At 59.8% G+C, this 19,768-nt stretch carries 16 protein-coding genes; 14 read left to right on the top strand and 2 right to left on the bottom strand.

What is annotated here, in order from left to right; all coding sequences use genetic code 11:
* Positions 1-86: 86 nt before the first annotated feature.
* The 4 genes from FP026_RS26330 (at position 87) to exoR (ending at position 6,171) form a co-directional block, all read left to right on the top strand.
* On the top strand, positions 87-2,930 hold the full coding sequence (locus tag FP026_RS26330; RefSeq protein WP_149637536.1) for a valine--tRNA ligase: 2,844 nt from the start codon (positions 87-89) through the stop codon (positions 2,928-2,930).
* Between the two features lie 499 nt (positions 2,931-3,429).
* Positions 3,430-4,683, top strand: a complete 1,254-nt coding sequence (locus tag FP026_RS26335; RefSeq protein ID WP_149637537.1) for an OmpP1/FadL family transporter — start codon at positions 3,430-3,432, stop codon at positions 4,681-4,683.
* 314 nt (positions 4,684-4,997) lie between these two features.
* Entirely contained in the window at positions 4,998-5,375 is a 378-nt protein-coding gene (locus tag FP026_RS30370; protein WP_188112702.1) for a hypothetical protein, read from the top strand.
* Positions 5,368-6,171, top strand: coding sequence for an exopolysaccharide production regulator ExoR (exoR, locus tag FP026_RS26340; protein WP_149637538.1), 804 nt, complete (start codon positions 5,368-5,370; stop codon positions 6,169-6,171). Before FP026_RS30370 ends, exoR begins: the two co-directional genes overlap by 8 nt.
* Positions 6,172-6,246: 75 nt before the next feature.
* Here the strand turns inward: exoR and xth are convergent, their stop codons facing one another.
* The gene (xth, locus tag FP026_RS26345; protein ID WP_112340961.1) at positions 6,247-7,038 is read right to left on the bottom strand and encodes an exodeoxyribonuclease III; all 792 of its coding nucleotides are present in this window, start codon (positions 7,036-7,038) and stop codon (positions 6,247-6,249) included.
* Positions 7,039-7,164: 126 nt separating this feature from the next.
* Positions 7,165-7,497 carry an iron-sulfur cluster insertion protein ErpA gene (gene erpA / locus FP026_RS26350; RefSeq protein WP_149637539.1) on the bottom strand — a complete coding sequence of 111 codons (333 nt, stop codon included), beginning with the start codon at positions 7,495-7,497 and terminating at the stop codon, positions 7,165-7,167.
* Positions 7,498-7,803: 306 nt separating this feature from the next.
* Here erpA and FP026_RS26355 point away from each other — a divergent pair, with 306 nt between their 5' ends.
* From FP026_RS26355 to serS, 10 genes are all read left to right on the top strand, one after another.
* Positions 7,804-9,021 carry a deoxyguanosinetriphosphate triphosphohydrolase gene (locus FP026_RS26355; protein ID WP_149637540.1) on the top strand — a complete coding sequence of 406 codons (1,218 nt, stop codon included), beginning with the start codon at positions 7,804-7,806 and terminating at the stop codon, positions 9,019-9,021.
* A gap of 55 nt (positions 9,022-9,076) precedes the next feature.
* Positions 9,077-10,837: an arginine--tRNA ligase gene (gene argS / locus FP026_RS26360; protein ID WP_149637541.1), complete on the top strand. Its 1,761-nt coding sequence runs from the start codon at positions 9,077-9,079 to the stop codon at positions 10,835-10,837.
* 61 nt (positions 10,838-10,898) lie between these two features.
* Positions 10,899-13,601 (top strand): SPOR domain-containing protein, encoded by a 2,703-nt coding sequence (locus FP026_RS26365; RefSeq protein WP_149637542.1) that lies wholly within the window; start codon positions 10,899-10,901, stop codon positions 13,599-13,601.
* Positions 13,602-13,727: 126 nt separating this feature from the next.
* Positions 13,728-14,741, top strand: coding sequence for a beta-N-acetylhexosaminidase (gene nagZ / locus FP026_RS26370; protein WP_149637543.1), 1,014 nt, complete (start codon positions 13,728-13,730; stop codon positions 14,739-14,741).
* 74 nt (positions 14,742-14,815) lie between these two features.
* Positions 14,816-15,613: a segregation and condensation protein A gene (locus FP026_RS26375; protein ID WP_149637705.1), complete on the top strand. Its 798-nt coding sequence runs from the start codon at positions 14,816-14,818 to the stop codon at positions 15,611-15,613.
* Between the two features lie 37 nt (positions 15,614-15,650).
* On the top strand, positions 15,651-16,343 hold the full coding sequence (scpB, locus tag FP026_RS26380) for an SMC-Scp complex subunit ScpB (RefSeq protein ID WP_149637706.1): 693 nt from the start codon (positions 15,651-15,653) through the stop codon (positions 16,341-16,343).
* Positions 16,344-16,588: 245 nt separating this feature from the next.
* A complete protein-coding gene (locus tag FP026_RS26385; protein WP_149637544.1) occupies positions 16,589-16,792 on the top strand; it encodes a twin-arginine translocase TatA/TatE family subunit in 204 nt (67 codons plus the stop codon).
* A 55-nt stretch (positions 16,793-16,847) separates the two neighbouring features.
* Positions 16,848-17,558, top strand: a complete 711-nt coding sequence (tatB, locus tag FP026_RS26390; protein ID WP_149637545.1) for a Sec-independent protein translocase protein TatB — start codon at positions 16,848-16,850, stop codon at positions 17,556-17,558.
* Positions 17,555-18,382, top strand: coding sequence for a twin-arginine translocase subunit TatC (tatC, locus tag FP026_RS26395; protein WP_112340953.1), 828 nt, complete (start codon positions 17,555-17,557; stop codon positions 18,380-18,382). The genes tatB and tatC overlap by 4 nt, the downstream gene beginning before the upstream one ends.
* 101 nt (positions 18,383-18,483) lie before the next feature.
* Positions 18,484-19,767, top strand: coding sequence for a serine--tRNA ligase (serS, locus tag FP026_RS26400; RefSeq protein ID WP_149637546.1), 1,284 nt, complete (start codon positions 18,484-18,486; stop codon positions 19,765-19,767).
* Position 19,768: the final 1 nt, after the last annotated feature.

The raw sequence follows: 19,768 nt of genomic DNA on the forward strand, positions 1-19,768 counted from the left end.
GGTTCCGGGGCGGCTTTTTTATTGACTTGCCCACAGCCATCCTATTTACAACCCGCATCATCCAATCCTCAAGATCCGGTCATAAAATGCTCGACAAAACATATGATTCCGCCGCCGTCGAACCGAAGATCGCCCAAAAATGGGATGAAGCCGACGCCTTTCGCGCCGGTGCGAACGCCAAGCCGGGCGCGGAAACCTTCACCATCGTCATTCCGCCGCCGAACGTGACGGGCTCGCTGCACATGGGCCATGCGCTGAACAACACGCTGCAGGATATCATGGTGCGGTTCGAGCGCATGCGCGGCAGGGACGTTCTCTGGCAGCCCGGCATGGACCATGCCGGCATCGCCACGCAGATGGTTGTCGAGCGTCGTCTCGCCGAACGCCAGCAGCCGGATCGTCACAAGATGGGCCGCGAGACCTTCATCGAGAAAGTCTGGGAATGGAAGGCGGAATCGGGCGGCTTGATCTTCAACCAGCTCAAGCGCCTCGGTGCCTCCTGCGACTGGTCGCGCGAACGCTTCACCATGGACGAGGGGCTGTCGAAGGCCGTTCTCGAAGTCTTCGTCACGCTCTATAAGGAAGGCCTGATCTATCGCGACAAGCGGCTGGTCAACTGGGATCCGAAGATGCTGACCGCGATTTCGGATATCGAGGTCGAGCAGCACGAGGTCAACGGCAATCTCTGGTACCTGCGCTATCCGCTGGAGCCGGGCGTTACCTATCAGCATCCGGTTGCCTTCGATGACGAGGGCAAGCCGACGGAGTGGGAAACGCGCGACTATCTCGTCGTCGCCACCACCCGTCCCGAGACAATGCTCGGCGATACCGGTGTCGCGGTCAATCCGAGCGACGAGCGCTACAAGTCGGTCATCGGCAAGCACGTCATCCTGCCGATCGTCGGTCGCCGCATCCCGATCGTCGCTGACGAATATCCGGATCCGACGGCTGGCACGGGCGCGGTCAAGATGACGCCCGCGCATGATTTCAACGACTTTGACGTCGGCAAGCGCCGCGGTCTGCGCGTCGTCAACATTCTGACCCCGGAAGCCACCATCACTATCAAGGACAACGAGGACTTCCTCGAAGGTCTTGATCACCCCGCCGCGCTGCACGGCGCTTGGGATGAGCTGGAGGGCAAGGACCGTTTCGAGGCGCGCAAGATCATCGTCCGCATTCTCGAAGAATCCGAATTGCTGGATAAGATCGAGCCGCACAAGCATATGGTTCCGCACGGCGATCGCGGCGGCGTACCGATCGAGCCGCGCCTGACCGAGCAGTGGTATGTCGACGCCAAGACGCTCGCCGAGCCGGCGATCGCCTCCGTCCGCGATGGCCGCACCAAGCTCGTTCCGAAGAGCTGGGACAAGACCTATTACGACTGGATGGAAAACATCCAGCCGTGGTGCGTTTCCCGCCAGCTCTGGTGGGGTCATCAGATCCCCGCCTGGTATGGACCGGATGGCCAGGTCTTCGTCGAAAAGACCGAAGAAGAGGCGCTGCAGGCGGCGATCCAGCATTATCTCTCGCATGAGGGGCCGATGAAGGCCTATGTCGAGGACCTGCTGGAGAATTTCAAGCCGGGCGAAATCCTGACGCGCGACGAAGACGTGCTCGATACCTGGTTCTCGTCCGCGCTCTGGCCGTTCTCGACGCTCGGCTGGCCGGATGAGACGCCGGAACTGGCGCGCTACTATCCGACGAATGTCCTCGTCACCGGCTTCGACATCATCTTCTTCTGGGTTGCCCGCATGATGATGATGGGCCTGCATTTCATGAAGGATGAGAACGGCGAGCCTGTCGAGCCGTTCAGCACGGTCTATGTCCACGCCCTGGTGCGCGACAAGAACGGGCAGAAGATGTCGAAGTCCAAGGGCAACGTCATCGATCCGCTGGAACTAATCGACCAGTACGGCGCCGACTCGCTGCGTTTCACGTTGGCGATCATGGCGGCGCAGGGTCGCGACGTGAAGCTCGATCCGGCCCGTATCGCCGGCTATCGCAACTTCGGCACCAAGCTCTGGAATGCGACGCGCTTTGCCGAGATGAACGGCGCCAAGAGCGATCCGCATTTCGTGCCGGAAGCCGCCGAGCTCACCGTCAATCGCTGGATCTTGACCGAATTGGCGCGTGCCGAGCGCGACGTTACCGAGGCGCTGGAAAGCTTCCGCTTCAACGATGCGGCAAGCGCGCTCTATCGCTTCATCTGGAACCAGTTCTGCGACTGGTACCTCGAGCTGCTGAAGCCGATCTTTAATGGTGATGACGAGAACGCCAAGGCGGAAGCGCAGTCCTGCGCTGCTTACGTTCTCGAAGAGACCTACAAGCTGCTGCATCCGTTCATGCCCTTCATGACTGAAGAGCTTTGGGCGCATACGGCGGGCGAGGGCAATGAGCGCGAGGGCCTGATCTGCCACGCCGATTGGCCGGCGCCTTCCTATGCGGACGATGTTGCCGCCGATGAAATCAACTGGCTGATCGACCTTGTTTCCGGCATTCGTTCGGTGCGCTCGGAAATGAACGTGCCGCCGGCAGCGATCGCCCCGCTCGTCGTCGTCGATGCGAACAGCCTGACTCGGGAGCGCCTGTTCCGTCACGACGCCGCCATCAAGCGGTTAGCGCGTGTGGAAGCGGTCTCGCTTGCCGATACCGCGCCGAAGGGTGCTGCACAGATCGTTGTCGGCGAGGCGACCATCTGCCTGCCGCTCGGCAGCCTCATCGATCTCTCGGCCGAAAAGGCGCGTCTCGACAAGGCGATCGCCAAGAACGACCAGGAGATCGCGCGCATCAACGGTAAGCTTTCGAACGAGAAGTTCGTTGCGAACGCGAATCCGGATGTGGTCGCCGCCGAGCGCGAGCGCCTCGGTGAACTCGAAGGGCAACAGGCGAGCCTGAAGGTGGCACTGGCGCGGGTCAGCGAAGCGAGCTGAGAAAGAGAGAACAGAAGCGTATCGCGATCTTTCAGATCCGCTCTAAGTTCTTGGTCCTGCGCATGTCGTAATCGCAAAATGGCTGCGCGCCTTGCGCGACATGCTTTCAGATTTGGTGAGAGGCACGCGGCTTACGTCACGTGCCTTTCTTGTTTCTTTGATTCGATGTCGATCAACCGAAGCTGTGCGCCCTGATCCACCGCCAGTTTCACACAGGCAAAACATATTACATGGAAATCTGCTCAGCATTCGTGAAAAGCAGAGCTGTTGTCATATTGTAACAGAATTGTTGCCGCGAAGAATAAAAATCTAAGCAGGGGAAAAAATGACATTAAAAAGAAAAAATTTACCTAATCGCACATTTTTTGTGCGGCATGGTTCGTTTTCTTACGTAAATCAATCACTCTTTTACCGAGTTTCGGCCCTTGTAGGACGCATTGCCAATTCAAGTGATCGTCGCAACAATCGAAAAAGCGAATGCACACGTGGGGGAGTTACAATGGCATTTTCTATTGCGTTGAGGGGCGCAGTTTCACTCATCATCGGTACGTCTTTTGCGAGCGCGGCCTTTGCGGGCGGTCTCGACCGTTCCGGTTATGACATCGACTTGCTCTTCGACAAGGGTCGTTATGTCTTCGAGTCCGGCGTTACCTATGTCATGCCCGACCGCAAGTTGAAGAACGCGAAAGACACCGATCCGAGCGACGGCAATCTCAATAACCGAAGCCACTCGACCGATGCTTCGGAAAATTATGCAATGCCCTATGCCGCCTTCAAGATCGGCATCACTGACAACATCGACTGCATGGCCGATTATTCCCAGCCATTCGGCGGGCATCTCAACGAGGGCCAGAACTGGGCCGGTGCCAACAACGAAATCGAGGTCAAGGTCCGCACGAACAATTATGGGGCGACCTGCTCGTACAAATTCGATGCAGGCCCGGGCGAATTTCGCATCATCGGCGGCGGTTTCTACCAGGAGGTCAGCGGTTTCAAATCACGCCTGGTCTCGGCCATCCCAGCTCCGCTTTCCTCCGTCTATGACGGCGTCGGCTCGCTTGATGTGGACGGTCACGGCTGGGGCTGGCGCGCCGGCGTGGCCTATGAAATCCCGGAATATGCCTTCCGCACGAGCCTCGTCTACAACAGCCGGGTCAAGTACGACAATCTCAAGGGCAGCGTCGATCTGACCGAACTGCCGCCGATTCGGCCGTTCTTCGGCTCGGCCACTTCCGTCTTCGGCTCGGCCGAGGCCCCGGACTCGCTGGAGTGGAAAGTGCAGAGCGGCATCGCGCCGGACTGGCTGGCCTTCGGCTCGGTCAAATGGACGAATTGGAGCATCCTGCAAAGCATCGCCCTTTGCCCGACCTCGACCCGTAGCGTCGCCTGCCGGACCGGCGGCCCGACGCAACTGACCTCGCTTGACCTTCTATATCGCGACGGCTGGACCATTACGGGCGGTATCGGACACAAGTTCAATGACAAATGGAGCGGCGCCGTCAGCTTGAGCTGGGATCGTGGTACGAGCGACGGCTACGGCATGAACTCCGACACTTGGACACTCGGCGCAGGTGTTGCCTACAAGGCGACTGAGCACGTTCAGTTCAATTTCGGCGGCGCGCTTGGCCTTATGACATCAGGCAAATCCGGACCGGTCACCCGCGGCGGCATCGTCTATGGCGATGATGCGAGCTACAGCTTCGGCAATGACTTGGTCGCCGCTCTTCAGACGTCGGTGAAAGTCAGCTTCTGACGATAAGTCATTGGATTGACGAACTTATCGTCTATCATCTCATAACATCGATAAGGTCGCGGGCTTATACAAGTCCCGCGGCTTTTTCTTTGCCCTGCTTGGATGGATCGAAGCGCCAAACCAGCCTCTTTGCCGGATTTATGGTTAAGGAAGTTACAAGGTCGGTCAAATCTTTGTGACGAATTAGCAACACTCTATTTCAAGACATTGCAGCCACGTGATCAGATTACAATTTGTCCATTTCCCGCCACAAATGGGGAGCAGCGATTACGTGGGCACAGGGGTTGGCCTCGTAGAAAGTGCGTAAACGATCGATGGGTGAACTTCCACTTTGGCATAAGCAACAATCCGGGATCGGGGCCGTGATGCTTCCGATGCAGGAGAAAAGTCTTTGTCCGCCAAGGGAAGCCCTCAGCCTGACGACGGTCGATCTCACTCCTCGGCAAGCGAATGAGAGCGCGGGTTCGGCGATGGGATACGATAACGGCCGCACGAATGCTGGTTTGGACATAATTGCAAGTTATGCTCGCAATTGTGGCAAACAGCCTCGGTTGAATGCCATGGGAACCGTCTTTGCAAAGGATGATCCAGTCTCATGCGCCATCAGGGAAAACATTCGCGAATCTGACGGCGTTCATGCAAGCGCCGTGACAGGCCCGAATGGAGCGAAAGAAATCGACTGTTATGTTTAAGTCCGAGTTCATATCAGCGAGAGTCATGATGCTCAGCCTGTCCCTTGCCACGGCAGTGGCGCTGGCGGGTCAAGCCAAGGCATTCGATATCACTGCCGGTGTCACCAAGGAATCGGGTCCGTTCGATCTCTTCAAGTTTGGCTTCAAGGCCTACAAGAACGGGCAGAAGGAAGAAGCGGTCGAAGCCTATCGTTATGCCGCCGAAAAGGGCCATACGGGCTCGCGCTGGGCTCTAGCCAACATGTATGCCGATGGTGATGGTGTGACGCAGAACGATTTCGAAGCTTTCAAGATCTATAGCGAGATCGCCCAGCAAGGCGTGGAGCCTGGCTCTGAAGATACCGGCTTCTTTATCAACGCGCTGCTGGCGCTTGCCAGCTACTACAAGACCGGTATTGCCAACAGCCCGGTCAAGATCGATCTCAATCAGTCCCGCCAGCTTTATTTCCAGGTTGCATCCACCTTCGGCGTTCCCGAAGCGCAATTCCAGCTCGCGCAGATGATGCTGACGGGCGAGGGCGGCGCCACCAATGTCCAGCAGGCCAAGAAATGGCTGAACCAGGCACGCAAGAGCGGCCATCCGGGTGCCATGGCCGTCTTCGGCAATATCCTGTTCCAGGAAGGTCAATCCATCCGGGGGCTTGCCTTCATGACGGCGGCACTGGACAAGTGCAAGCCAAAGGACTGCAGCTGGATGGAAGACCTGCAGGAGCAGGCATTTTCTGTTGCCAATGAGAACGACCGTCGCGTGGCGGTCTCCATGGCTCATCAGCTTGACGTCGCCGGCTCCGATTGATTGCCGGTCTTTACCGCGCGGCTACCGCTTGAAGCACCGCGCCTGCAGCCGAACCGTTTTGTTTCGGACCAACGTTTAGTTGGCGAAATCGAGATGCGCGATCACCGGGACATGGTCGGAAGGCTTTTCCCAGGCGCGCACATGCTTTTCGATTGCCGTCGCCGTCAGCCGATCGGCAGCTTCCGGCGAGAGCATCAGGTGATCGATCCGGATGCCGTTGTTCTTCGGCCAGGCGCCGGCCTGGTAATCCCAGAATGAGTAAAGCTTCACCGCATCCGTCGTCGCTCGCACGGCATCGATAAAGCCGAGATGTTCGAGCTGACGGAAGGACTGGCGCGTCTGCGGCAGGAATAGCGCATCGCTTTCCCAGACCTTCGGATCGAAGCAATCATGCGGCTCCGGAATGACATTGTAATCGCCGGCAAGCACGAGAGGCTCCTCGAGTGCGAGGCGATCCGACGCGAACTTCCGCAGGCGCTCCATCCAGGCGAGCTTGTAGGGATATTTCTCGGTATCGACCGGATTGCCGTTCGGCAGATAGAGGCAGCAGACGCGCAGGGCGCCGTGCCCTGGCACGGAAAATACCGCTTCCATGAAGCGGGACTGTTCATCGCCGTCGCCGCCGGGCAGCCCCCGTGTCACCTCATCCGGCTTGATCTTTGAGAGGATGGCGACACCATTGAAGCCCTTCTGCCCGTGCGTCTCGACATGATAGCCGAGCGCCTCCACCTCCAACCGTGGAAAGCCTTCGTCGACCGTCTTGATCTCCTGCAGACAGACGATGTCCGGGCTCGAATCCTTCAGCCACTGGCAGAGGTTTTCGATACGCGCTTTGACACCGTTAATGTTCCAAGTGGCGATTTTCATGGGTAGCTCATTCCTTTGCTTCGCCCTGTTGTATCCGCCGCCGACGGGCTTGACTACAGCCCATATGAAAACCGGCCCGGAGCGATGGCTCCCGGCCGGCGATCAAGCTGTGGAAAAGAGAAAGCCTCAGATCGAGAAGCTCGTGCCGCAGCCGCAGCTTGCGACCGCATTCGGATTCTTGATCTGGAAGGACTGGCCGAGCAGGTTGTCTACGAAATCGATCTCGGAACCGGCCATATAGACCAGCGACAACTGGTCGATCAGCACGGTGGCGTTGTCCCTTTCGACAACGATATCATCATCTTCCGGGCCTTCGACGAGATCGAATTTATAGGAAAAACCCGAACATCCGCCGCCTTCGACGGCGACGCGAAGCGCACGTTTGCCGGCTTCCGCGCCGACGATCGCAGCGATTCGCTTCGCCGCGGCGTCCGATAGAGTAACGTTAGTCTCAGTCATGCCTTCCTCCTGCCGGGGTCAAGATCCGGAGAGAACCAAATAGGCCGTCGAACTTTCAAACGGCTGATATCCATAGCCTTTATCATGAAAGTCAGGCCGGCGACAGCTCTGGTTTCGTGGTTGAGCCACGCACCTTTTTGCTGTTTTCTTGTCTATAGGTATGAAGGCCGCAATGCGGCGTCAATGGGTCACCGCTTCGCGATGGGATAGTATATTCCGATCTGCAGGCAACGCCGTGGCAGGGTATGATGAAACGACCTTCGCATCTGTTATTGTGCGGGGGCCAAATGCCGGAATGGATTGATAATGACGATCGATACGCATGCATTGGGTTTTGGATATGGTGATAAGGCGGTCTATGCGACGGACCCCTGGGCATCGCGCGGAAGGCTCTACGACGAGGGCTTGAGCCCGACGCGCTCCGAATTCCAGCGCGATCGCGACCGGATCGTCCATGCGACAGCTTTTCGGCGTTTAAAGCACAAGACGCAGGTCTTTATCGCCCAGGACGGCGACCATTACCGCACCCGGCTGACCCATACGATCGAGGTGGCGCAGATCGCGCGCGCCTTGGCACGTGCTTTGAAACTCGATGAAGACCTCGCGGAAGGTGTGGCGCTGGTTCACGATTTCGGCCACACGCCTTTCGGCCACACCGGCGAGGATGCGCTGCACGAGATGCTGCTGCCCTATGGCGGCTTCGATCACAACGCGCAGTCGCTGCGCATCGTTACCAAGCTCGAGCGCCGCTATGCCGATTTCGATGGGCTCAATCTCACCTGGGAAACGCTCGAAGGCCTGGTCAAGCACAATGGCCCGTTAATGACGCCCGACGGCAAGGGTATTCGCGGGCCGGTGCCGCAGCCGATCCTCGACTATTGCGAGATCCACGATCTCGAAATCGCGTCCTTCGCCAGCCTCGAAGCACAGGTTGCTGCGATCGCCGATGACATCGCCTATAACACGCATGACATCGACGACGGCCTGCGTTCCGGCTATCTGACTTTCGATATGCTGGAGGAAGTGCCGTTTCTCGCGGGGCTGATGGCCGAGGTGAGGGCGCGCTATCCGCATCTGGAGCCGAGCCGCTTCACGCACGAAATCATGCGCCGCCAGATCACCCGCATGGTCGAGGATGTCATTGCGGTGTCGCAGCGGGCACTTGCCGAAATCAAGCCGGGCAATGTCGCCGACATCCGGGCCGCCGGCCGCGTCGTCGCGACCTTTTCGCCTGACATGGCGGAAACCGACAAGCTGATCAAGCAGATGCTGTTCAAGCGCATCTATCGCCATCCCGACATCATGCGAATCCGTGCCGGCGCGGCGCAGATCGTAACGGACCTCTTCCACGCCTATATGGAAAATCCCAAAGAGATGCAGAGCCACTATTGGGTCGATCATATCGCCGGGCTTGCGATCGCCCCCAAGGCAAGGCATGTCGGCGACTATCTGGCCGGCATGACCGACACCTACGCCATCAGCGCTCACAAGCGCCTGTTTGACCAGACTCCCGATTTGCGATAGGCAGCGGCGGCGTCGGGCCGATAGCGGCCGGACCAAGCTATGCGTGGACGATATCATGAACCTTTTCACCGACTTCGAAGTAAGAATTAAGAACGCTCTCGAGCAAATTGATATTGTGAGAGAAAAGCGATCGGAACTCGACTTCGGACGTATCGGCGTGGAGCCGCCGCGAGACGCCAGCCATGGCGATGTCGCCACCAATGCGGCCATGGTGCTGTCCAAGCCGCTGGACACGAGTCCGCGTGCGCTTGCCGAGATTATCGTTGCCAAGTTGAAGGAGGACGCCGACGTTGCCGAGGTTTCGGTTGCCGGCCCCGGCTTCATCAATATCCGTCTTTCGGTCGGCTATTGGCAGCGGCTGCTCGCGACGATGATCTCCGAGGGCGAGACATTCGGCCGCTCGAAGCTGGGCGAGGGGCAAAAGGTCAATGTCGAATATGTTTCGGCGAACCCCACCGGGCCGATGCATGTCGGCCATTGCCGCGGGGCCGTTGTCGGCGATACGCTGGCAAACCTGCTGGCCTTCTCCGGCTATGAGGTCACCAAGGAATATTACATCAACGATGCCGGTTCGCAGATCGATGTGCTGGCGCGCTCCGTCTTCATTCGTTATCGCGAAGCGCTTGGCGAGCAGGTGGGCGAGATCCCGGCGGGTCTCTATCCCGGCGATTACCTGGTTCCCGTCGGCGAGGCGCTTGCCAAGGAGTTCGGCACCAAGCTGCGCGGCATGCCGGAAGAGCAATGGCTTCCCATCGTCAAGGATCGCGCCATCGACGCGATGATGGCGATGATCAGGGAAGACCTCGAAGCGTTGAACGTCAAACACGGTGTGTTCTTTTCCGAACGCACCCTGCATGCCAATGGCGCCGCACTGATCCGCACCGCGATCAATGACCTGACCTTCAAGGGCTATGTCTACAAGGGGGCGCTGCCGCCGCCGAAGGGACAGCTGCCGGAAGATTGGGAAGATCGCGAGCAGACGCTCTTCCGCTCGACGGAGGTGGGCGACGATATCGACCGTCCCCTGATCAAGTCGGACGGCTCCTATACATATTTTGCCGCCGACGTCGCCTATTTCAAAAACAAATTCGACCGCGGCTTCAACGAGATGATCTACATCCTTGGCGCGGACCATGGCGGCTATGTCAAGCGCCTGGAAGCGGTCGCGCGCGGCGTTTCCGATGGTGCGGCGAAGCTGACCGTGCTTTTGTGCCAGCTGGTCAAGCTCTATCGCAATGGCGAGCCGGTGAAGATGTCGAAGCGCTCGGGCGATTTCGTCACGCTGCGCGAAGTCGTCGATGAAGTCGGCCGCGATTCGGTGCGCTTCATGATGCTCTACCGGAAGAATTCCGAGCCTCTGGACTTCGATTTCGCCAAGGTCACCGAGCAGTCCAAGGACAATCCGGTTTTCTACGTGCAGTATGCGCATGCCCGCTGCATGTCGGTCTTCCGTCAGGCGAAGGAGGCCTTCCCGGATCTCGACATCGCCTCGCTCGATCTGTCGAAGGCGGTCGTCGGTGCGATCTCCGATCCGGCCGAACTTCAGCTCGTCGCCAAGATTGCGGAATTCCCGCGAATCGTTGAAGCTGCGGCGCAGTCGCAAGAGCCTCATCGCATCGCATTTTACCTTTACGACCTGGCAAGTTCCTTCCATGGACACTGGAATAAAGGTAAAGATTTACCTGAATTACGTTTTGTTAACGATAAGAACCGAGAATTGAGCATTGCCAGACTTGGGCTGGTGTACGCTGTCGCGTCGGTTTTGAAGTCGGGTCTTGGTATAACCGGGACCGCAGCACCCGACGAAATGCGATAAACGTCACCATTTACCCACATTGCGCTGGCATTAACTGTAGTGTTTGCGAGTGGAACGGGTGATGGCAGAAAAACAGTTGGCGTATCGCGCAAGCGGAAACGACGAGTTCTTTGCGGATGATGATCCGCTCGCAGAACTCGCTCGTATCGTAGGTTTTGAGCCGCGCTCTGCTGCTCAGGCAACTCCCGCGGCTCAACGGCAGGAGCCTGCCTTCAATCTCGAAGACGAGCTTCTTCGCGAATTCGAGCGGTACGATACGCCGCGAATGAGTCCGGCAAATGACATTTCCGTCCCGACGGAGCCGGTATCTCCTCCAAGCCAGGCTCCCGTCGAGCCGGTGCGGGTCGACCCGAAATTTGAGGAGCCTGCCCAGCAGGTTGCCGCTCCCATCAAGCCGACGATCGGCGCTCGTGACCTGATCGACGAGCTGGAGATGTCGATTGCGCCTGCTCTGCAGCCGGCGCCGAAAGCTGCGCCCGTCGAACCGCCGGCGGTAGCTCCGGTCGCCAAGACGCCGCAATCCGCTGCCGCCACGATGCGGCTGCCGATAGCCAATTTCACGCTGGCAACCCCGGTTGCGCCGCGCGAGCAGCCGGCGCCTTCCATTGCGCCGCCGGTGCTGCAAGCCGCTCCCGCCGAAGCAATGTTCGACGAGGTGCCGAATTTTGAGCAGCTTGGCCCTGTCGAGCCTTTCACCGCCCAGGAACCGGCTTCGAAGCCGGTAGTGCCTGAGCCTGCTCCGGCTGTCTTCAAGGCACCCGAGCCGCCAAAGATCGCTAAGGCCGATCCCGCTGCGCTTGCCGCCGAGATCGATGCCCTGCTGGCCGATGTGAATCGATATCCGGTCCCTTCCAGGGCCGCCACGCCAGCCGAGCCGGCCTTCGGCGATTTCAGCGTTTCGTTTGACGAACAGTCGATGGCGCCGGCTGCATCTGTGCCGTCGCGTGAAGAGCCGAAGCCGATCGCCTTCGATACGGAAGATCCGTTTGCAGGTCAGGATTTCGAATTCGATCTCGCCGATATCGAGATGGAACTTGCCGGTCTCGATTTTGCCGAAGCCGACAAATCCTCCAGTGCCCAGCAGCCGGCTCCCGCTGCCCCGGCGGTGGAGCCGATCATTTCCCGCGCAACGCCGGTTATGCCGGCGCCGGCCGCTCCTGCCGCTGCCGTCGTAGCGCCTCAGTCGATCCAAGCAGCGCCGCTGCCGATCTTGCCCGTCGCTCACAAGGCAGCCCCGGCGTTCGAGGTCGAACAGGCATTGCCTTTCGATCCCACAGAGATCTCGGAGACAGAGGATCGTGTCGAGACCTTCGAGGGCTCGCATGTTCCGCACCTGCCGCCGATCGAGCCGGAAGAGCCGGTCGTCGTTCCGCCGGAATATGATTTCGATCTCGATTCCGAGATGGCGAGCCTTCTGGGGACGCCCGCCAAGGAAGCGGCATCCGAGCCGATCAAGCCGGCTGCCGCTGCCGTACTGGGCGGTGCCGCCTCGTGGTCGAAGAATGCGGTTGCCCAGCCAGCTGCACCCGTTGCCAAGCAGCCCATCGAGGAGTTCGATGAGTTCGAGCGTGCGCTGGAAGAAGATTTCCGCCGCAGCTACCGCGAAGCGTCCAGCCCCGTCGAGAACGTCGCCAGAATGACGCTGAACCCGGCCGCGGGCGGCCGCCGCCCTGTGCGCTCGATGCGCGGCATGGCGACCGCCGCTGCCGTCATCGTGGTTCTCGGTGTCGGCGCCTATGGCGCCTATAGCTGGATTCGCCATGGTGCGCCGATCTCCAGCTTCTCCGGCGAGCCGCGCGTGATCACCGCCGATAGCGACCCGGTAAAGGTCGCTCCGGAAAATCCGGGCGGCACCGTGGTCCCGAATCAGGACAAGGCCGTGTACGACCGCGTCGCGGGCGACAGCACTGCTGCGCCGAAGCAGAAGGCTCTCGTCTCCTCGAACGAGCAGCCTGTCGATGTCGTGCAGAAGACTCTGATACCGGAAGCGGTTTCTCCGGATGACGGCAGCGCCGATCAGGTCACGTCGACGCCTGTCGGCGAAACCGAGGACCCGCGCCTGTTGCCCAACCAGAACGGCGGAAATACCGATGTTGCCGCCAATGGCGACGATCAGGTCCCGGCTGTTTCGCCGCGCAAGGTCCGCACGATGATCGTCAAGCCGGATGGCTCGCTGGTTCCGCGTGACGAGCCGGCCGTCGATACGACGACGACCGCCGTCGCGAAGCCTGCGAACAATCCGGTCGCATCGACCGCTCCGCGCCCGTCTCAAGCAAATACGCCGGCAGCGGCCCAGCCCGATAGTGGCAATGCCGCCAGCGCCGAAAGCACGCCGATCCGCGTCGTCAAGACGAACCCGGTTCCGACGGCACGTCCCGAACCGGCCGCCAAGGCCAATACGGCTGCTCCGGCCCAGGAAGCTCAAGCTCAAGCTCAAGCTCAGCCCAAGGCCCAGTCGAAGCAGGTCGCATCGGCAAGCCCTGCTGCGGCAGCGCCGGCTACAGGCTCTACCGCAAGCGGCGGCGCTTATGGTGTCCAGATTGCCTCGCTGCCGACGGAGGCCGATGCACAGAAGTCGCAGGCAAACCTCAAGGTGAAGTTCGCCGGTGTCATCGGCAACCATCCGCTTGAGATCCGCAAGGCCGATATCGCCGGCAAGGGCACCTACTATCGCGTCCGCGTCGTCGCCGGCTCGAAGGATGAGGCCGCAGCCATCTGCACGCGCTATCGCGCCGCCGGCGGCACCTGCCTGATCTCGAAGTAAGGATCGGATACGGAACTGATGAAAACGGCGGGCATCGGCTCGCCGTTTTCGTTTGAAATGTGCTGTTCCTGTGTATCTCCGCTTGACGTCACTCGCATTTCCCGGCGCAAGCCTTATGATTCGGATATGACCGAATCGAAATCCATGATCCTCGGCTGTAGCGGCCACTCCATCACGCCCGAAGAGCGATCCTTCTATCAGGGGGAGCAGCCATGGGGCTTTATCCTGTTCGGACGTAATATTTCAGAGCCGGCGCAGATTGCCGATCTCGTTGCGTCCCTGCGTGACAGCGTCGGGCGCGATGCTCCTGTTTTTATCGATCAGGAGGGCGGCAGGGTGCAGCGCATCCGCCCGCCGATCCTGCCGCATTACCCCTCGGGGCAGGCACTTGGCGATATCTACCGTCAGGATCGTGAACGCGGCCTGCGTGCCGCCTGGCTGATGTCGAGGCTGCACGCCTTCGATTTGCTGAAGTTCGGGATCAATGTCGATTGCCTGCCGGTGCTGGACGTGCCTGTGGAGGGATCGAGCAATGTCATCGGCAATCGTGCCTATGGCGGCGATCCGGTGACGGTGACGGAGATGGGACGCGCGGCGGCGGACGGCCTGAAAGCCGGCGGCGTGCTGCCCGTCATGAAGCACATGCCCGGCCACGGGCGCGGCTTTGCGGATTCGCATCACGAATTGCCGGTCGTCTCGGTGCCGCTTGCGGAGCTGGAGGCGCATGATTTCGCACCCTTCGTCGCACTCAAGGACGAGCTGATGGCGATGACATGCCACGTCGTCTTCACCGATATCGATCCGGAGAACCCGGCCACGACCTCGCGCAAGGTGATCGAGGAGATTATCCGCGGGCATATCGGCTTCCAGGGGCTGCTCCTGTCGGACGATACCTCGATGAATGCCCTGAAAGGCACGATCGGCGAGCGCGCGGCAAATATTATTGCGGGCGGATGCGATATCGTGCTGCATTGCAATGGCGTTATGGACGAGATGCAGCAGGTCGTGCGCAATGTTCCCGTCCTGGCGGGCGCATCGCTGACAAGGGTCAAGGCGGTCGAGGCGGCATTCGGCAGAAATGATGGCGCTAATGAAGCCTCTATTCGGGCAGAATTCGACGCGATGTTCGCAGTGGCGTAAAACCGGACTTCGAGGAACGGACGGGTGACAGAGTGAGCGGCAGCACGGACAAACTTCAGCAGGCGGCAACGCCGATGGACAAGCTCTGGCAGGAGGGTGAGACGCAGCGCGGCTCGCACGAGCCGTCGCTTGTCGTCGACCTTGCCGGCTTTGAAGGACCGCTCGATCTGCTGCTGCATCTGGCGCGCACCCAGAAGGTCGATCTGTCCCGCATTTCCGTTCTGGCGCTTGCCGAGCAATATCTTCAGTTCATCGAAAGCGCCCGCCGCATTCGCATCGAACTCGCGGCCGATTATCTCGTCATGGCCGCATGGCTCGCCTATCTGAAATCCAAGCTGCTGATCCCGCAGCAAAGCAAGGAAGACGGCCCGACGGGCGAGGAGATGGCCGCAACGCTGGCTTTCCGCCTGAAGCGCCTGGAAGCCATGCGCGACGCGGCCACCGACCTCGTCAATCGCAATCGTCTCGGTCGGGATATCTTTGCGCGTGGCGCACCGGAACATATTCCCGATAGGCGCCAATCCGCCTTCGATGCCAGCCTCTATGATCTTCTGACGGCCTATGCCAGCCTGCGTCAGCGTCAAGCGGTGACCCAGGTGACGATCGAGAAGCGCCGCGTCTGGTCGCTCGCCGATGCCCGCGTCATTCTCGACCGGATGATCGGCGAAATCACCGATTGGACGGCATTGGAACATTATCTGCTGAGCTACATGACGACTGCCAGCGATCGCGTAACGGCCATCGCCAGCGCGTTTGCGGCCTCGCTCGAACTGGTGCGCGAGGGGCAGCTGGAAATTCGCCAGGAAGGCGCGTTTCAGCCGCTCTATATGCGGCGCGGGCCGAAGCATTCGTCGCTGGAAGCGGCGGAATAGGACAGGGACGAGCGTGAACGAGCCGGACGACGAGCATATGGAACCCGAGGCGGAAACGCTTGAGATCGACGAGCGCCGGTTGAGCGATGCCGAGCGGATCGCTGAAGCGCTGGTTTTCGCCTCGGCCCAGCCGGTCTCGGAGGCTTTCATTGCGGAGCGTGTGGCGCATGGCGTCGATATTCCCGCCATCATGCAGAAGCTCAAGGCCGATTACGCCATGCGCGGCGTCAATCTCGTGCAGGTGGACGGAGCCTGGGCCTTCCGTACGGCTGCGGATCTCTCCTTCGTGATCCGGCGCGACGAGAGCGAGGTGCGCAAGCTGTCGCGCGCTGCGCTGGAGGTGCTGGCCATCATTGCGTATCACCAGCCGGTGACGCGCGCCGAAATCGAAGACATCAGGGGTGTGCAGACCTCCAGGGGCACGCTCGACGTGCTGATGGAGGCCGGCTGGGTTCGCTTTCGTGGCCGCCGCCGGACGCCGGGGCGGCCGGTCACGCTCGGCACGACACGCGATTTCCTCGATCATTTCGGCCTGGAGGAGCTGCGCGACCTGCCCGGTCTCGAAGAATTGAAGGGGGCAGGGCTGTTGTCTGGTCGGATTCCGGCCAATTTCAACATTCCGTCGCCCTTGATGAACGATGAGCTGACCGAAGACGAGGATCCGATTACCCAGATGGATCTGGAAGAGCTTGGGATACTGCCGCCGAGTGGCGCAAATTCCAGCGATTGAGCCATTTGGTGACCGTTGGAACGGGTTGCTGCTCTCTCCGTAAATTTTCACGAAACCACCGGCAAAGTCTCTCTTTCGCCATCAGTGGATGCGAATATACAAATTATCCTCTCGACTTGGAGACGCTTGGTCGCCCGCATGGGCGTTCGTCATCCCGATATGCGTGGATGCAGTAAATTTTGGTGTTTGAAAAACATCCGCAAACGTCTTACATCGGAAAGACACTGTAATTGGGAGTTAAAGCAATGGGTTCTCTAAGCATATGGCACTGGCTCATCGTCCTGGCCATCGCGCTTTTGTTGTTCGGCCGTGGAAAGATCCCGGAGCTGATGGGTGATGTCGCCAAGGGCATCAAGAGCTTCAAGAAGGGCATGAACGACGACGAAGATACGTCGTCGACGCAGGCGACGTCCCGCACGGTCGAGCATAAGGCTGACGAAACGAAGTAATCATGTCGGGCAGGCGCCAAGCTGAGAGGCTTGCCGTTGGCCCAGGAGCCTTTGCATGTTCGATATAGGCTGGTCCGAGCTGGTGGTTATTGCCGTCGTGGCCTTGGTGGTGATCGGCCCCAAGGAATTGCCGGCGACCTTGCGGACAATTGGCAAGATGACGGCTCGGGCAAGGAAGGTCGCTGGCGAATTCCGCGCCCAGTTTGACGAGGCCATGCGCGAGGCGGAACTGGACGACGTGCGCCAGACGATCGCCGACGCCCAGAAGCTCAATCCGGTCAACTCGCTGCGGGAGGCGATGAACCCGCTGCGCGAGATGGGCAACGAGATAAAGGCCGATCTGCAGCGCGCAACTAGCACCGACAAGGCCGCACCTGCCGCAACACCCTTGCCATCCGAGCCGGTCCCGGGCGTTTCGTCCGGCTTGCCGGAGGCACTGTCGGCCACATCGGCGTCGAACAATCCGAGCCCGGTGGTAGTACCCGCTCCACAGCCATCCGCTGTTGCAGGCGAGGCGGTGGCAAGTGCAGTCGTTGAAAAGCCGAAGGCCGTGCGCAAGCCGCGTCCGAAGCCGGTTGCCAAGACTGACGATGTTGCGGCCGCCGCCGTCCAGACGCCCGTCGTGACGGAAAAGCCAAAACGGGCCCCGCGCAAAGTCGCGACCGCTGCTGCCGTAGAGAAGGCGCCTCCAGCTCCCAGGAAGCGCCCGACTGCTACCGCCAGCAAGGCGACGCCTAAAACGCCCAAGAAGAAGGACCAGGCATGACGGGTGATATCGATGATAAGCCGCAGCCGCTTATCGAACACCTTATGGAATTGCGCACGCGGCTCATCTGGTCGATCGTAGCCTTCTTCATCGCCTTCATCGGATGCTTTGCAGTTGCAAAGCATCTCTTCAACTACTTGGTCTATCCCTATAAATGGGCGGTCGAATGGGCTCATCTCGATCTCTCCAAGGCCGAGCTGATTTATACGGCCCCGCAGGAATTCTTCTTCACCCAGGTGAAGGTCGCCATGTTCGGTGCCCTGGTGATTTCATTCCCGATCATCGCCGCGCAGATCTACAAGTTCGTGGCGCCAGGTCTCTATAAGAACGAGCGTTCCGCCTTTCTGCCATTCCTGATCGCGTCGCCGATCCTGTTCCTGATGGGCGCAGCACTCGTCTACTTCTTCTTCACACCCATGGTCATGTGGTTCTTCCTGAAGATGCAGCAGGCGCCAGCCGATGGTCAGGTGGGCATCGCGCTGTTGCCGAAGGTCTCGGAATATCTGAGCCTCATCATGACGCTGGTCTTTTCCTTCGGCCTCGTCTTCCAGCTTCCCGTCATCACGACGCTTTTGGCGCGCGTCGGCCTGCTGACGTCGACCTGGCTGGCGGAAAAGCGCAAATTCGCGATCGTTTTCGCCTTCATCGTTGCCGCTGTGCTGACGCCGCCGGATCCGATGTCCCAGATCGGCCTTGCACTGCCGACGATCCTTCTCTACGAGATTTCCATCTACGCGGCGCGACTCGTGGAACGCCAGCGTACCCGGCAAGCGCTTGAAGAGACTGGCGGGACTTCCGAGATCACCAAGACGGATAACGTCTAGGCGAGGGGAGCCTCAGCTTCGTTTCCCAGGTATTTGCCGTTTCGACCTCCGACCGAGACCTCGGTCGGAGCTGTACTCATGTCAAACGACCTGGAACGAAGATGCTTGATATCAGATGGATTCGTGAGAATGCCGAAGCTTTCGATGCAGCGCTTGCAAAGCGCGGTGCGGAGCCTCAGTCGCAAAGCCTCATTGCGCTCGACGAGAAGCGCCGCTCCATCATTCAGTCCGTCCAGGATATGCAGTCCCGCCGTAACGCCGCCTCGAAAGAGATCGGCGCGGCGATGGCGCAGAAGAACAACGAGATTGCCGAGAAGCTGAAGGCCGAAGTCGCCGACCTCAAGACCTCGCTCCCGGCTGCCGAAGAGGAAGAGCGCGCGCTGACGGCCGAGCTCCATGATGCGCTGTCACGTATTCCGAACATCCCGCTCGAGGATGTGCCCGTCGGCAAGGATGAGCACGACAACGTCGTCAAGCATGTCTGGGGCGCGAAGCCGACCTGGAACCATGAGCCGAAGGAGCACTTCGATATTGGCGAAGCGCTCGGCTACATGGATTTCGAGCGTGCCGCCAAGCTTTCCGGCTCGCGCTTCACGGTGCTGACCGCGCAGCTTTCTCGCCTCGAACGGGCGCTTGGCCAGTTCATGCTCGATCTTCACACCAGCGAGCATGGCTATACCGAAGTCAGCGCGCCGCTGCTCGTTCGCGACGAGGCGATGTTCGGAACCGGCCAGCTGCCGAAATTTGCCGAGGATTCCTTCAGGACCACGGACGGTCGCTGGCTGATCCCGACGGCGGAGGTTTCGCTGACCAATCTCGTTTCCGGCGATATCCTTGATCAAGAAAAGCTGCCGCTGCGTTTCACGGCCTTGACGCCGTCCTTCCGCTCGGAAGCCGGCTCTGCCGGCCGTGATACGCGCGGCATGCTGCGCCAACATCAGTTCTGGAAGTGCGAGCTGGTGTCGATCACCGATGCCGAAAGCTCCATTGCCGAGCACGAGCGGATGACGGCCTGCGCGGAAGAAGTGCTGAAGCGCCTTGGTCTGCACTATCGCGTCATGACGCTCTCGACCGGCGACATGGGCTTCGGCGCGCGCAAGACCTATGACCTCGAAGTTTGGCTGCCGGGGCAGGATACCTATCGCGAGATTTCGTCCTGCTCGGTCTGCGGTGATTTCCAGGCCCGGCGCATGAATGCGCGCTATCGCGGCAAGGACGACAAGAACACCAAGTTCGTTCACACGCTGAACGGCTCCGGCACCGCAGTCGGCCGGTGCCTGATTGCCGTTCTCGAGAATTATCTCAATGCCGATGGTTCCGTCACTGTTCCCGACGCACTGCTGCCATATATGGGTGGTGTGACAAGGATCGAGAAAGCAGCATAAT

The sequence above is a fragment of the Martinezella tropici genome (genome assembly GCF_008370325.1).
Lineage (GTDB): Bacteria > Pseudomonadota > Alphaproteobacteria > Rhizobiales > Rhizobiaceae > Rhizobium > Rhizobium tropici_B.

Coding starts and splice junctions, on each gene's coding strand:
- FP026_RS26330 (WP_149637536.1), top strand. CDS start 87: ATGCTCGACAAAACATATGATTCCGCCGCCGTCGAACCGAAGATCGCC.
- FP026_RS26335 (WP_149637537.1), top strand. CDS start 3,430: ATGGCATTTTCTATTGCGTTGAGGGGCGCAGTTTCACTCATCATCGGT.
- FP026_RS30370 (WP_188112702.1), top strand. CDS start 4,998: ATGGGTGAACTTCCACTTTGGCATAAGCAACAATCCGGGATCGGGGCC.
- exoR (WP_149637538.1), top strand. CDS start 5,368: ATGTTTAAGTCCGAGTTCATATCAGCGAGAGTCATGATGCTCAGCCTG.
- xth (WP_112340961.1), bottom strand. CDS start 7,038: ATGAAAATCGCCACTTGGAACATTAACGGTGTCAAAGCGCGTATCGAA.
- erpA (WP_149637539.1), bottom strand. CDS start 7,497: ATGACTGAGACTAACGTTACTCTATCGGACGCCGCGGCGAAGCGAATC.
- FP026_RS26355 (WP_149637540.1), top strand. CDS start 7,804: ATGACGATCGATACGCATGCATTGGGTTTTGGATATGGTGATAAGGCG.
- argS (WP_149637541.1), top strand. CDS start 9,077: ATGAACCTTTTCACCGACTTCGAAGTAAGAATTAAGAACGCTCTCGAG.
- FP026_RS26365 (WP_149637542.1), top strand. CDS start 10,899: ATGGCAGAAAAACAGTTGGCGTATCGCGCAAGCGGAAACGACGAGTTC.
- nagZ (WP_149637543.1), top strand. CDS start 13,728: ATGACCGAATCGAAATCCATGATCCTCGGCTGTAGCGGCCACTCCATC.
- FP026_RS26375 (WP_149637705.1), top strand. CDS start 14,816: ATGGACAAGCTCTGGCAGGAGGGTGAGACGCAGCGCGGCTCGCACGAG.
- scpB (WP_149637706.1), top strand. CDS start 15,651: ATGGAACCCGAGGCGGAAACGCTTGAGATCGACGAGCGCCGGTTGAGC.
- FP026_RS26385 (WP_149637544.1), top strand. CDS start 16,589: ATGGGTTCTCTAAGCATATGGCACTGGCTCATCGTCCTGGCCATCGCG.
- tatB (WP_149637545.1), top strand. CDS start 16,848: ATGTTCGATATAGGCTGGTCCGAGCTGGTGGTTATTGCCGTCGTGGCC.
- tatC (WP_112340953.1), top strand. CDS start 17,555: ATGACGGGTGATATCGATGATAAGCCGCAGCCGCTTATCGAACACCTT.
- serS (WP_149637546.1), top strand. CDS start 18,484: ATGCTTGATATCAGATGGATTCGTGAGAATGCCGAAGCTTTCGATGCA.